The following is a 12,983-nucleotide window of genomic DNA, read 5'->3' on the forward strand; positions in this document are numbered from 1 at the left end:
TGATTGCATGCCAGATATGAGTGTCGTAAACGCTTCTCGCGATCCGAGGGGCACGAGATGGTCGGCGGGCGGTTTGTCGGAAGCAAGAGAACAGAGGAAAAGCTCCGAGTCGTAAGGGACTATTTGGCTGCATATACGAAAGCCCTCAAAGGTAAATACTTTCTGATCTACATCGATGCTTTTGCAGGCACAGGAGATTATGCACTCGATCGTGGCGATGCCGGGCTGTTCTCTGGAACAGGCGACACCGAGGGACTCGTCACGCGCCCGGGCTCGGCAAAACTGGCGCTCGAACTGGAACCTGGTTTCGACAAGCTGATCTTCATCGACAAGGACAGGGACAGCATCGCATCGCTCGAGCGGATAAGAGAACAAAATCCCGGAAAGCTCATTGAAATCCGCGCAGAGGATTCCAACGCGGCGGTGAGGGCAATATGCTCGGACACCCGTTGGGATTCACGCCGCGGCCGTCTTCTCGGAACTCGAGCAGTCACCTTCCTCGACCCTTTCGCACTGTCGGTTGAATGGGAAACGCTCGTCGCGATAGGCCGGACCAGGGCGATCGATCTCTGGTACCTCTTCCCGACGAATGCCGTCGGCCGCCTTCTCGCAAACAACCCGGAGGCGATCCGGGCAGGCTGGGAGGCCAGGCTCAATGCAATCCTCGGCGGCCCATGGTGGCGGGAGGAACTGTACGCACCCTTCTCGAAACAGCCGGATCTCTTCGCGTCGACGGAATGCTCCAAGGAGGAGAAACGCGTCGCAAGACCAGAGGACGTAGTCCGCCGGTTCATATCGAAGCTCGAATGCCACTTCGCTTATGTCGCCGACCGGCCCAGGGACCTCAAAAGGAACAACCAGCCCCGCTTCTCGCTGGTTTTTGCCGTGGCGAATCCGAGTCGGGGCGCGATCGACCTCGCCAAACGCGTCTCCGATCACATTCTGAAAAACCAAACCAAGGCCTAGGCGACGGACTTCTCTGGCTTCATTGCAGTTCCCGTTTTCGGGAAGTCCCTGATCAATCTCCCGTCGATCATTCCCCCACCTTTTCCATGTGGATCGATGACGCGGGCGCCGAGTTCGTCAATTCCGGCTTCGCTGACCAGAGGATTGCTCCTGTAGGTGCCCCATTGTTTCAGAAACGGCGCAACTCGACGGGCACGGCAATCCGCGATGATATCTCTCGCCCACTGCGCCTGCATCGATCGTGCCCGCCCTCCGCTTTCGCCTCCACATATCAACCAATCGGGCCAAGGTCCGCACGCTGGCAGTCTAAGCGGACCGACAGCGGGCTCGTATGAGACGAAACGGACCACCGCCGGTATGGCGACGAGATGCGGCCACCGCTGATCAAAACGCTCCTGATCCTCCGCGGTGGTGCCCAGCCAGACATTCGAATATCCGGCTCTCCAATCGGCAGGCAGCATCTTCTCGATATTTTGAGGTCTCTTTGTCAGGAGCAACCAGTCCAAGCCTGGGCACTCCCGTATCAACTCGAAAAGGTCAGCACGCCACTCCGTCGGAACCTTGTTGTCGAAAACATCGGCAAGGCTCGCGCAGAAAACGCGTTGGCGCCGCCCATGAGCAGTTCGGAAAAGCTCGGCACGCGCATTCCAGATACGCGGCGCTTTCCAATAGTCCGCAGTCGTCCTCCTCCGAGCGTGATTTCCCCACTGAACCAGTCCGGACCGCTTCGCCCAAGATTCAGCGTAGCAGTGGTCGCATCCAGGACTGATCTTCGTGCAGCCGGTCCAGGGATTGAACGTATGATCTGTCCATTCGATTTTTGACCGCTCGGCCATGGTCGTACGTCCTGTTGTGCGCGCGTCGGTCGAGCGTTCGGTCGAGAATCCACACCGAATCGAAATTGTTCCTCAACCAGGACGATAGCTGCTCACCCGAGCAGAAGCAGCCCCGCCGTCACCACCGCGAGGATCACCACGGTGGTCACGCACACCGTGACGAGGTGGCGCCAGCCGAGCATCTTCATGGCGGCGAGCGAGGTGCCGAGCCCGAGCGCCGCGATGGCGAGGAGCAGCATCGCCGTGGTGAGCCCGACCAGCAGATCCTTCGCGACCCCATAGAGGGGCGCGATCGCCGGCACGCCCGGCGCGACCGTGTTGACGACGCACAGCGCCAGGAACGCCAGGGCGAACACCGGCACCGGCGCCTTGGCGCCGCCGGGCGTCGCCTTCACCATCCACCAGCCGATGGCGACGATCACGGGCAGCAGCAGGAAGACGCGGAACAGCTTGACGATCACGGCGGTGTTGCCGACCGGCTCGGACACCGCGTAGCCGGCGCCGACCACCTGGGCGACGTCGTGGATGGTGCCGCCGAGCAGGATGCCGGTCGCCTGCGGATCGAAGCCGAGCGCGGTGGCGAGCGGCGGATAGACCACCATGGCGACGGTGGACAGCGCGTTGACGGCGACCACCACGAAGGCGATGTCGGCCTCGCGCCCCGGATAGGCCGGCACCACGGTCGCGGTGGCGAGCGTCGCCGAGGCGCCGCACACCGCCGTGCCCGCGCCGGCCAGCGCCCCGAAGCCGCGGGCGAGCCCGAAGGCGCCGGCGCACAGAAAGCCGGTCACCACCGTCGCCGCCATCGCGACCACCACGAGGACGGCCGACCACAGGCCGAGCGCCGCGATGTCGCCGAGCCCGATGCGCAGCCCGAGCAGCGCCACGGCCCAGCGCAGGATCGTCTTCACGCTCAGCACCAGACCGGGCTGGAAGGCCGGCCGGGCGGCGACGCGGTTGAGCGCGATGCCGATCAGCAGCGCCACCACCATGGCGGGGATCGGCGCCACCGGGGCGATCAGCGGCGCCAGCGCGACGGCCGCGACCGCGACCGCCCCGGCGAGGGCGAGGCCCGGGGCGACGGCGCGCGCCGCCGCGAGTCCGGTCGTGCGGGAGAGGGGCATGGACATCGGGGGCTCGGTCGGGACCAGGAGGGCGCCCCCGCCCGGCGCGGCGAACGCATGCGGGAACCCGGGTATCTAGGGGACGCCCGCGCGCACCGTCAACGCGGGCCGCGGCCGGCCGGGCGCGCCGCCTCACCCCGGCAGCAGCCGGTCGACGGCGGCGCGGCAGTCGCCGCAGATGCCGTAGCTCACCGCGATCGGCACCTCGGGCAGCTCGCCAAGGGTGGCCGGCTCGCGCCAGACGCCGTCGCGCAGCAGGCGGTTGCAGCTCGAGCAGCGGAACAGCATGCGGCCACGCGGCAGCCCGCTCGCCGAGAAGTTCAGCGGCAGCCGGAACGGCAGCGGGACGGTGCGCAGCTGCCGGTAGGCGATCAGCACCCCCTCGCCGGGCTCGGCCCGCAGGGTCATCTCCATGTGGCGCTCGCGGTCGGGCGAATCGCAGCGGAACGGCAGCACCACCGGGTCCTCGCGGCGCCGCACCCGCCACAGCACCGTGTCGAGCAGCGCACGGGTCGGCTCGCCGGTCACGTGGACGAGCAGGTCGGTGCCGAGCACCCGGGCGACCGTCGCGCTCGCGCCGTCGTTGCCGAGCGCGAAGGCGTCCCACGCACCGCCGACCCCGACGATCCGGTTGCGCCTGTCGAGCCGGCAGTAGAGCTCCTCCGGTGCCGTCACGCCCTTCTCCTCCCGGCCGCGCCCCCGCGACCGGCGCCGACTGTCGCCGCGCCGCTCCGGGCGCGCAACCCCGATATCGACCGGAGTCGGCCGCGGCCCCGGGCTTGGCATCGGCGGGCCCGCCCCGCTATATTCGCGACGCTACAGCACGACACGCGCGTCCGGACCGACGGACGCGCAGGAGGCGGCCGGGAATGCGGACGACGGACAGCGGCGGGACCGTGATCGAGGCCGAGATCGGGGCCTTCCGGCGGCCATGATGGACCTGACCCCCGAGGAGCTCACCGCCGTCCACCTGTCGCTGCGCATCGCCATCGTCGCGACCCTGGCGAGCCTGCCGTTCGGCATCTTCGTCGCCTATGCGCTGGCCCGCTGGCGCTTCCCCGGCAAGGTGCTGCTCGACGGCCTCGTCCACCTGCCGCTGGTGCTGCCGCCGGTCGTCACCGGGTACGTGCTGCTGCTGCTGTTCGGCCGGCGCGGGCCGATCGGCGCCTTCCTGGCGGAGAACTTCGGCATCGTCTTCTCGTTCCGCTGGACCGGCGCGGCGCTCGCCTGCGGCGTGATGGGCTTCCCGCTGATGGTGCGGGCGATCCGGCTGTCGATCGAGGCGATCGACCGCCGGCTGGAGGACGCCGCCGGCACGCTCGGCGCCAGCCGGCCCTTCACCTTCGTCCTCGTCACCCTGCCGCTCGCCCTGCCCGGCCTGATGGTCGGCTCGATCCTGTGCTTCGCCAAGGCGCTCGGCGAGTTCGGCGCGACCATCACGTTCGTCTCCAACATCCCGGGCGAGACGCAGACCATCTCGGCGGCGATCTACACCTTCACGCAGACCCCGGACGGCGACGCCGCGGCGCTGCGCCTCACCATCGTGTCGATCGTCATCGCGCTCGGCGCCCTGGTGGTCTCCGAGGCCGTGCAGCGCTTCGCCAACCGCAAGCTGGCGCAGTTCGAATGATCCGGGTCGCGGTCGGCAAGACGCTCGGGGCCTTCGCGCTCGACATCGCCTTCGAGAGCGACGGCGGCGTGATCGCGCTGTTCGGCCCGTCGGGCTCCGGCAAGAGCGCCACCATCGGCCTGATCGCCGGGCTGACGCGGCCCGACCGCGGCGTGATCGCGCTCGACGGCCGGGCCCTCGTCGACACCGCGGCCGGCACCTTCGTGCCGCCGCACGCCCGCCGCATCGGCCTCGTGTTCCAGGACGCGCAGCTGTTCCCGCATCTCAGCGTGAAGCACAATCTCCTGTTCGGCCGCTGGTTCGCGCCCAAGGCGGAGCGGCGCATCGCGCTCGAGCCGGTGGTCGACACGCTGGGCATCGGCCATCTGCTCGACCGCCGGCCGGGCCGCCTCTCCGGCGGCGAGAAGCAGCGCGTCGCCATCGGCCGGGCGCTGGTGTCGTCGCCGCGGCTCCTCCTGATGGACGAGCCGCTCGCCGCCCTCGACGCCGAGCGCAAGCAGGAGATCCTGCCGCTGATCGAGCGGCTGCGCGACGAGTTCGGCATCCCGATCGTCTACGTGTCGCACGCCGTCGAGGAGGTGGCGCGCCTCGCCGCCCGGGTGGTCGTGCTGGCGCACGGGCGGGTGGCGGCCGCCGGCAGCGTCGAGGACGTGTTCGGCGGCAGCGTCGCCCAGGCGGGCGAAAGCCGGTTCCGCCGCGCCTCCTTCGTCACCGCCCGGGTCGCCGGCCACGACGAGACGTGGGGCCTGACCGAGCTCGCGCATTCCGCCGGCACCATCTGGCTCGCCGGCCGGGCCGGGCCGCCCGGCCGCGACTGCCGGGTGGTGATCCGGGCGACCGACGTGACGCTCGCGACCGAGCGGCCGAGCGGCCTGAGCGTCCGCACGGTTCTGCACGGCACCATCGCCCGCATCGAGGCCGACGCGGGCCCGCTCGCCAGCATCGTGGTCGATCTCGACGGCCACGGGCACGTGCTCGCCTCCGCCACCCGCAAGGCGCTCGACGAGCTCCGGCTCGCGCCCGGCCATCCGGTCTTCGCGCTGATCAAGACCGTGGCGCTCGACGAGCAGTCGGTCGCCCTCGCCCCCGCCTCCGCCCCCGCCTGACGATGCCGCGCCCGCGCACGGCCTTGTGATCCGCCGCACGAACCCGCCGCCCGCCTGGCGCGACCAATCGAGGCGCGGCGGCCGATCCCGGCCGCCGTCGTCCGACCGGAACCGGAACGCCGGACGCCTCTTCGCATTGGTCCGGTGTCGCACGGGCAGGCAGGCGGGTGCCGCCGCGCCGTGTGGGGCAACGCGCAGGAGATCATCATGCCGTTCATGACGACCAAGACGGCCGCGGCCCTCGCTCTGGCGGGCGCGCTCGCGGTGACCTCGTCCGCCGCCGAGGCCCGCAAGGGCCGCTTCCTCGCCGCCGCCGGCGTCGGGCTGGCGGCCGGCGCCATCATCGGCGCCGCCGCGGCGAGCTCCAGCCGCAGCTATTACGGCGGTTACTATGGCGGCGGCTACTATGGCGGCCCCGGATACGCCTACGCGCCCGGATACGCCTACGGCCCGACCTACAGCTATTCGTCGTGGGGCTACGGCCCGAGCTACGGCTACGCGCCCGGCTGGGGCGGCGGCTACGCCTACAGCCCGGGATACAGCGGCTACGCCTACGCGCCCGGCTACCGCAGCGTCGGCTGGGGCGGCGGCTGGGGCAACACGTGGGGCTGGGGCCGCAGCAACTGCCCGGTGCGCGGCGCCTACCGGCCCGACTACAGCCAGTGCTGATCACGTGACGTGATCTCGAGGGCGGGCGGAAGCCCGCCCTTTTTCCGCGCGACCGGATCGTCGCGGACGGCGGCCGGTCAGCGGCCGATCGCGTAGGCCTGCATCAGCCGCGGCGTCGCCGCGGCCGTGATCATGCCGTCGCGCCGCGCCACCGCGCAGACGCGGCCGAGCGACCACGGCCCCTCCACCTTCAGGTCGTGCCCGCGCGCCCGCAGCGCCGCGAGCGTCGCCTCGCCGAACCGCTCCTCGATCAGCAGCCGGTTGGGCTCGATGGTGCGCGGATAGAACGACTGCGGGAAGTGCCGGCAGGTGAACAGCGGCGCGTCGATCGCCGCCTGCAGGTCGAGCCCGTGCACCAGGTGCCGCAGCAGCACCGCCGCGACCCACTGGTCCTGCTGGTCGCCGCCCGGCGTGCCGATGGCGAGGCAGGCCTCGCCGTCGCGGGTGACCAGCGTCGGCGTCAGCGTGGTGCGCGGCCGCGCCCCGGGCCGCACCGTCGACGGATGCCCGGGCTCCAGCCACCCCATCTGGCCGCGCGTGGTGATCGGGAAGCCGATCCCCGGCACCACCGGCGAGCTCTGCAGCCAGCCCCCCGACGGTGTCGCCGAGATCATGTTGCCGAAGCGGTCGACCACGTCGAGATGCACGGTGTCGCCCCACTCGACCGGCAGCGGCGGAAAGGTCGGCTCGCCGTGGCCGAGGCCGACCGGCGTCTCGCGCCCCGCCATGGCCAGCACCCGCGCCATGCGCTCGGCGGCGCCGGCCAAGTCGCCCGGCCGCAACGCGGTCGAGGCGGTCTCGCCGATCAGCGCGCGGCGCGCCGCCGCGTAGTCGTCGGACAGCAGCGTGTCGAGCGGCACGTCGACGACGTCGGGATCGCCGTAGAAGACCTCGCGGTCCGCATAGGCGAGCTTCATGCTCTCGACCACGACATGGACGAAGTCGGGCCCGGCCGGATCCATGGCGGCGAGGTCGAAGCCGTCGAGCAGCGCCAGCGTCTCCAGCATCACCGGCCCCTGCCCCCACGGCCCGGTCTTGTGCACCTCGACCTCGCCGAAGCGGCGCGACACGGTCGGCTCGACGCGGGCGCTGTAGCGGGCGAGATCGTCGCCGGTCAGCAGGCCGCGGTTGCGGCGGCCGGTCGAGTCCATCAGCGCCGCGGTCGCGTAGAAGCGGTCGATCGCCTCGGCGACGAAGCCGCGATAGAACGCGTCGCGGGCGCGCTCGATCTGGGCGACGCGGTCGCGCCCCGCCGCCTCCGCCTCGGCGACGATGCGCCTGTAGGTCGCGGCGATCGCCGGCGTCCGCATCAGCGCGCGCGGCCGCGGCACCTCACCGCCCGGCAGCCACACGGCCGCCGAGGTCGGCCACTCGGCCTTGAAGAAGTCCCGCGCCGCGTAGATCGACGACGCCACCCGCGGCAGCACCGGGAAGCCGGTCTCGGCATAGCCGATCGCCGCCGCCAGCACGTCGGCGACCGTCCAGGTGCCGTAGTCGCGCAGGAGCAGCATCCAGGCGTCGAACGACCCCGGCACCACGGACGGCAGCAGGCCGGTGCCCGGCACCTGGGCGAGGCCGAGCGCTCCGAACGCCTCGCGCGTCGCCGCCGCGGGATACGGCCCCTGGCCGCAGATCACCACCGGGGCCGGCGCGTCGTGCGCCTTCAGGATGATCGGCAGGTCGCCGCCGGGGCCGACCAGATGCGGCTCGACGATCTGCAACACGAAGCCGGCAGCGGCCGCGGCATCGAAGGCGTTGCCGCCGCGCTCCAGCACCGACATGCCGACCGCGCTGGCGATCCAGTGGGTGGTGGCGATCGCACCGAAGGTGCCGCGGATCTCAGGACGGGTCGTGAAGGTGTGCATGACGGCTCGCAGGCGAGGAGGACGGCGCACCGAACCGTGCACGCCATGCGTTGTCAAACACGCGATCGCGGCGCCTGCGCCGGGCACACGCCTGGGCTGCGCGGCCGGCGCGTCACGCCGATCGCTGCGATTGACCTGCGTCGAAAACCCGCGATAGTCGGCCGCTTTCCACGAGCCATCGCGGCGTCCTCGTGTCAGCCGGAACACCGGGCCGCAAGCATCGCTCCGACCCGGTGACCCGCATGACCGCCTGTCCGACCCCCACCCGCCGCTCCGTTCTCGCCGGCCTCGCCGGTGTCGCCGGCGCCGCCGGCCTGGCCGCCGCCCCGGCGCGGGCCCAGACCTGGCCGGAGCGGCCGATCAGCCTGGTCGTGCCGTTCGCGCCCGGCGGCTCGACCGACATCCTGGCCCGCATCGTGTCGGATCACCTGCGCCAGTCGCTCGGCCAGCCGGTCGTCATCGAGAACCGCACCGGGGCGTCGGGCAATGTCGGCGCCGCCTTCGTGGCGCGCGCCGCGCCGGACGGCCACACGATCCTGTTCAACACGATGAGCGTGCACACCATGAACCACGCGCTCTTCGCCTCCATGCCGTTCGACGGCGTGAAGGACTTCGCGCCGATCGGCCTGCTCGCCTACGTCACCAACACCGTGGTGGTGCATCCCTCGGTGCCGGCGACGACCATTCCCGAGCTGATCGCCTACGCCAAGGCCAATCCCGGCAAGGTCACCTACGCCTCGGCCGGCTACGGCTCGACCAACCACCTCTCGGCGGCGCTGTTCGAGAAGATGGCCGGCGTCGAGATGCTGCACGTGCCCTATCGGGGCGGCGCGCCCGCCGTGGTCGACACGGTGGCGGGCCAGACGCAGGTCTTCTTCACGGCCGGCACCCAGAGCCTGGAGCACGTGAAGGTCGGCAAGCTGCGGCTGCTCGCCGTCACCGAGGCGCGGCGCTCGGCGCTGCTGCCGGACGTGCCGACCGTCGCCGAGACGCTGCCCGGCTACGAGATGTCGGTGTGGTACGGCGCCTACGGCCCGGCCGGCATGTCCTCCTCGGTGGTCTCCCAGCTCAATGCCGAGCTCGGCCGGATCCTGTTCCTGCCCGACGTGAGGAAGCGGATGGAGGACCTCGCCGTCGAGGTGGCCCGCTCGACCCCCGACGAGCTCGGCGCCATGACGGTCGCCGACGCCGACAAGTGGGGCCGGACCATCCGCGAGCTCGGCATCAAGCTGCAGTGAGACGCGGCCCGGCCGGACGGGCGGCCGCGGCGGCCGCCCGTCCGGCACCGCCGGCTAGAGCGGCATCAGCCGGACCACGGCGGCCGCCAGCGCCAGCAGGCTGACCGGCAGCGACAGCCCGAGGCGGCCGACGAGATTGCGCGGCACGAAGCCGGTGCCGCGCACGAAGCCGGCGCTCATCGCCACGAACAGCAGCGCCGCGGCGAGCATGTCGGGGGCGCCGTCCGGCCGCGTCACGGCGCGCGGATAGATGGTCACGGTGACGGCGACGCCGATCCCGATCAGCAGCGCCGGGACGCTCCACCCCGGACCCGGCCGAGCGCCGGGCCGCTCCGGCACGAACGCCGTGGCCGCGTCAGGCATACTGTCCGGCATCGATCGTCCCGCCTCCCTGCTGCCCGCCGCAGATCGTCACGCGGTCCTCCTGCGCCTCGTGCCACATGGCGTTGAGGATCGACAGCAGCACCGCGAAGCCGATGCCGAGCACCCATGCGAAGTACCACATCGCTCGCTCCCCTCAGTAGGCCGAATGGCTGTGCTCGCGGACATAGGCCGCCGTCACCTTGCCGGCCATCACGCGATAGGCCCAGCTGGTGTAGACGACCACCAGCGGCATGAAGATCAAGGTGGCCCAGAACATGATGCCGAGGGTCAGGTGGCTGGAGACGCTGTCCCACGCGGTCAGCGACGACCCCGGATGGGTCGACGACGGCATCACGAACGGGAACATCGACACGCCCGGCGTGGCGATGATGCCGGCGATGCCGAACGACGAGGCCACGAACGCCGTCAGGGTCCGGCCGCGCCACGCCAGCAGCATCCCGAGCAGCACGCCCGCATAGCCGAGCACCGGGGCCAGCAGCATCCACGTGTGGCGGCCGTAGTTCGCGAGCCACGCGCCCGGCGCGCGCACCACCGTCTTGGCGAGCGGATTGGCCGGCCCGGCCGGATCGATCGCCGAGCCGATGGCGTAGCCGGGCACGTCCGCCCACAGCCAGACGCCCGCCGCCGTGAAGCCGACCAGCACGACCGTGCCGGCGCCGAGCACGGCGAGGCGGGCGCGCGCCTGGATGTCGCCCTCGGTCCGGTGCATCAGGTAGATGCCGCCGTGGAACGTGATCATGGCGCTCGACACCACGCCGCAGAGCAGCGCGAACGGGTTGAGCAGCGCCCAGAACGATCCCGTGTAGTAGGGGACGAGATTGGCGTCGAAGTGGAACGGCACGCCCTGCAGCAGATTGCCGAACGCGACGCCGAAGATCAGCGGCGGCACGGCGCCGCCGACGAACAGCCCCCAGTCCCAGGTGGAGCGCCACCGCGGATCGGCGATCTTGCTGCGGTAGTCGAAGCCGACCGGGCGGAAGAACAGGGCCCACAGCACCGCCAGCATGGCCCAGTAGAAGCCCGAGAAGGCGGTGGCGTAGACCAGCGGCCAGGCCGCGAAGATGGCGCCGCCGCCGGTGATGAACCACACCTGGTTGCCGTCCCAGTGCGGCCCCACGGTGTTGATGACGACCCGCCGCTCGGTGTCGTCGCGGCCGACGAAGGGCAGCAGCGTGCCGACCCCCATGTCGTGGCCGTCCATCACGGCGAAGCCGATCAGCAGCACGCCGACCAGCAGCCACCAGACGATCTTCAGGGTTTCGTAGTCGAGCATGATCGCGTTTCCGGTTGGTCAGGCGTGGGAGGGCTCGCCGGCGTAGCGCCCGGTGCCGAGGCTGCCCGGCCCCTGCCGCGCGAACTTCACCATCAGATAGAGCTCGGCGACGAGCAGGATCGTGTAGAAGCCGACGAAGCCGGCGATCGAGCCGTACAGGCTCTCCACGGTCAGGGTCGACACCGAGAGATGGGTCGGCAGGACGCCGTAGATGGTCCACGGCTGGCGGCCGTACTCGGCGACGAACCAGCCGAGCTCGGAGGCGATCCACGGCGTCGGCAGCGACCAGAACGCCCAGCGCAGCAGCCAGCGCCGGTCCTGGAAGGTGTTGCGGAGGCTGTGCCAGAACGCCAGGCCGAACAGCGCGAAGAACATGAAGCCGAGGGCCACCATGATCCGGAACGACCAGAACATCGGGGCGACGGCCGGGATCGTGTCGGCGGCGGCGCGCTCGATCAGGGCGGGCGTCACCTCGTCCATCGAGGCGACGTACTTCTTCAGCAGCAGGCCGAAGCCGAGATCGGCCTTGTGCGCCTCGAAGCGCTCGCGCGCCGCGGCGTCGGCCGGATCGCGGCGCAGCGTCTCCAGTGCCCGGACGGCCTCGACCCCGGAGGCGATGCGCCCGGCGTTGTGGACCCGCAGCTCCTTGATGCCGGGAAGCTGGCGGTCGACCGAACGGGTGCCGATGATCCCGAGCACCCACGGGATCTTCACCTCCCAGTCGTTCCGCATCTCCTTCTCGTTGATGCCGGCGACGAGGTTCAGGCCGGCCGGCGCCGCCTCGGTCTCCCAGCTCGCCTCCATGGCGGCCAGCTTGGTCTTCTGCGCCTCGCTGACCGAGTAGCCCGACTCGTCGCCGAGCACGATCACCGAGCAGGCGGAGGCGAAGCCGAACGCCGCGGCGATCCGGAAGCTGCGCTTGGCGAAGGCGATGTCGCGGCCGCGCAGCAGGTACCAGGACGAGAGCGCCAGCACGAACACGGCGCCGGTCACGTAGCCGGCCGACACGGTGTGGACGAACTTCGCCTGGGCGTCGTGATTGAACAGCACGGCCCAGAAGTCGGTCATCTCCATCCGCATGGTGACGAAGGAGAACTCGGCCCCGACCGGATTCTGCATCCAGCCGTTGGCGACCAGGATCCACAGCGCCGAGAGATTGGTGCCGATCGCCATCAGCACCGTCACGACGAGGTGCTGCACCCTGGAGAGCCGGTCCCAGCCGAAGAAGAACAGGCCGATGAAGGTCGACTCCAGGAAGAACGCCATCAGGCCTTCGATCGCCAGCGGCGCCCCGAACACGTCGCCGACATAGTGCGAGTAGTAGGCCCAGTTGGTGCCGAACTGGAACTCCAGCGTGATTCCGGTGGTGACGCCGAGCGCGAAGTTGATGCCGAACAGCTTGCCCCAGAACTGCGTCATGTCCCGGTACACGGTCTTGCCGGTCATCACGTAGACCGACTCCATGATGACCAGAATCCAGGTCATCCCGAGCGTCAGCGGCACGAAGAGGAAGTGATACATCGCGGTCGCGGCGAACTGCAGCCGCGACAGGTCGACGAGGGCATCAGAGACCATGAGGCGCTCCTGTCGGGGAAAGGCTCGGCTCCGCCACGGCGTGGCGCGCCGCGGCGGCGGCATCGACCGGCACACGCGCGCCGTGCACGAAGACGAGCCACAGGAGGACGAGAACCCCGATCTTGAGAACGACGAGCGCGACGAGCTCGTTGCGCAGGCGGAGATCGCGCCCGGTCATGGATGGTCGTCCGAGAGTGGTTGCACGTTCGCCGCGAGGTCGCCCTGCGGGCCGGTCGAGGGGCGCGGATCGGCCCCGGCGAGACGAACCGCATAAACCGTGCCAGCCGCCGACCGTCGTGAAACCGCGTGTTTTCGGC

General features: G+C 70.4%; 14 protein-coding genes. 5 read left to right on the forward strand and 9 right to left on the reverse strand.

The genetic code is table 11. The features are described 5' to 3' along the window. Window positions 1–57: 57 nt before the first annotated feature. Window positions 58–966, forward strand: a complete 909-nt coding sequence (gene tcmP, locus J2S22_RS16645; protein ID WP_272777460.1) for a three-Cys-motif partner protein TcmP — start codon at window positions 58–60, stop codon at window positions 964–966. Here the strand turns inward: tcmP and J2S22_RS16650 are convergent. From J2S22_RS16650 to J2S22_RS16660, 3 genes are all read right to left on the reverse strand, one after another. Further along, window positions 963–1,802, reverse strand: coding sequence for a DUF5131 family protein (locus J2S22_RS16650; protein ID WP_272777459.1), 840 nt, complete (start codon window positions 1,800–1,802; stop codon window positions 963–965). The genes tcmP and J2S22_RS16650 overlap by 4 nt on opposite strands. 92 nt (window positions 1,803–1,894) lie before the next feature. Beyond that, window positions 1,895–2,932: a YeiH family protein gene (locus J2S22_RS16655; RefSeq protein WP_272777458.1), complete on the reverse strand. Its 1,038-nt coding sequence runs from the start codon at window positions 2,930–2,932 to the stop codon at window positions 1,895–1,897. A gap of 126 nt (window positions 2,933–3,058) precedes the next feature. Then, window positions 3,059–3,601, reverse strand: coding sequence for a hypothetical protein (locus J2S22_RS16660; RefSeq protein ID WP_272777457.1), 543 nt, complete (start codon window positions 3,599–3,601; stop codon window positions 3,059–3,061). 256 nt (window positions 3,602–3,857) lie between these two features. On the opposite strand from J2S22_RS16660, the gene modB reads away from it, so the two are divergent. The 3 genes from modB to J2S22_RS16675 all read left to right on the forward strand — a co-directional run bounded on the left by modB (window position 3,858) and on the right by J2S22_RS16675 (window position 6,331). Continuing rightward, window positions 3,858–4,556 carry a molybdate ABC transporter permease subunit gene (gene modB / locus J2S22_RS16665; protein WP_272777456.1) on the forward strand — a complete coding sequence of 233 codons (699 nt, stop codon included), beginning with the start codon at window positions 3,858–3,860 and terminating at the stop codon, window positions 4,554–4,556. Beyond that, on the forward strand, window positions 4,553–5,662 hold the full coding sequence (gene modC / locus J2S22_RS16670; RefSeq protein ID WP_272777455.1) for a molybdenum ABC transporter ATP-binding protein: 1,110 nt from the start codon (window positions 4,553–4,555) through the stop codon (window positions 5,660–5,662). The genes modB and modC overlap by 4 nt, the downstream gene beginning before the upstream one ends. Window positions 5,663–5,869: 207 nt before the next feature. Next, window positions 5,870–6,331: a hypothetical protein gene (locus J2S22_RS16675; RefSeq protein WP_272777454.1), complete on the forward strand. Its 462-nt coding sequence runs from the start codon at window positions 5,870–5,872 to the stop codon at window positions 6,329–6,331. Window positions 6,332–6,408: 77 nt separating this feature from the next. On the opposite strand, the gene J2S22_RS16680 is transcribed toward J2S22_RS16675, so the two are convergent. Continuing rightward, complete coding sequence (locus J2S22_RS16680) at window positions 6,409–8,196, reverse strand: gamma-glutamyltransferase family protein (protein ID WP_272777453.1); 1,788 nt, start codon at window positions 8,194–8,196, stop codon at window positions 6,409–6,411. 242 nt (window positions 8,197–8,438) lie between these two features. Between J2S22_RS16680 and J2S22_RS16685 the strand changes: the two genes are divergently transcribed. Then, entirely contained in the window at window positions 8,439–9,434 is a 996-nt protein-coding gene (locus J2S22_RS16685) for a Bug family tripartite tricarboxylate transporter substrate binding protein (protein ID WP_272777452.1), read from the forward strand. Window positions 9,435–9,488: 54 nt separating this feature from the next. On the opposite strand, the gene J2S22_RS16690 is transcribed toward J2S22_RS16685, so the two are convergent. The 5 genes from J2S22_RS16690 to cydP are packed head-to-tail and all read right to left on the reverse strand — an operon-like array spanning window position 9,489 to window position 12,844. Next, a complete protein-coding gene (locus J2S22_RS16690; RefSeq protein WP_272778517.1) occupies window positions 9,489–9,797 on the reverse strand; it encodes a cyd operon YbgE family protein in 309 nt (102 codons plus the stop codon). Further along, complete coding sequence (gene cydX / locus J2S22_RS16695; RefSeq protein WP_272778518.1) at window positions 9,790–9,939, reverse strand: cytochrome bd-I oxidase subunit CydX; 150 nt, start codon at window positions 9,937–9,939, stop codon at window positions 9,790–9,792. The genes J2S22_RS16690 and cydX overlap by 8 nt, the downstream gene beginning before the upstream one ends. A gap of 12 nt (window positions 9,940–9,951) precedes the next feature. Then, window positions 9,952–11,091, reverse strand: a complete 1,140-nt coding sequence (gene cydB / locus J2S22_RS16700) for a cytochrome d ubiquinol oxidase subunit II (RefSeq protein WP_272778519.1) — start codon at window positions 11,089–11,091, stop codon at window positions 9,952–9,954. 18 nt (window positions 11,092–11,109) lie between these two features. Beyond that, on the reverse strand, window positions 11,110–12,666 hold the full coding sequence (locus J2S22_RS16705; protein WP_272778520.1) for a cytochrome ubiquinol oxidase subunit I: 1,557 nt from the start codon (window positions 12,664–12,666) through the stop codon (window positions 11,110–11,112). Then, the gene (gene cydP / locus J2S22_RS16710) at window positions 12,656–12,844 is read right to left on the reverse strand and encodes a cytochrome oxidase putative small subunit CydP (protein WP_272778521.1); all 189 of its coding nucleotides are present in this window, start codon (window positions 12,842–12,844) and stop codon (window positions 12,656–12,658) included. Before cydP ends, J2S22_RS16705 begins: the two co-directional genes overlap by 11 nt. Window positions 12,845–12,983: the final 139 nt, after the last annotated feature.

Origin of the sequence: Rhodoplanes tepidamans (genome assembly GCF_030813915.1) — a bacterium.
Classification (GTDB): domain Bacteria; phylum Pseudomonadota; class Alphaproteobacteria; order Rhizobiales; family Xanthobacteraceae; genus Rhodoplanes; species Rhodoplanes tepidamans.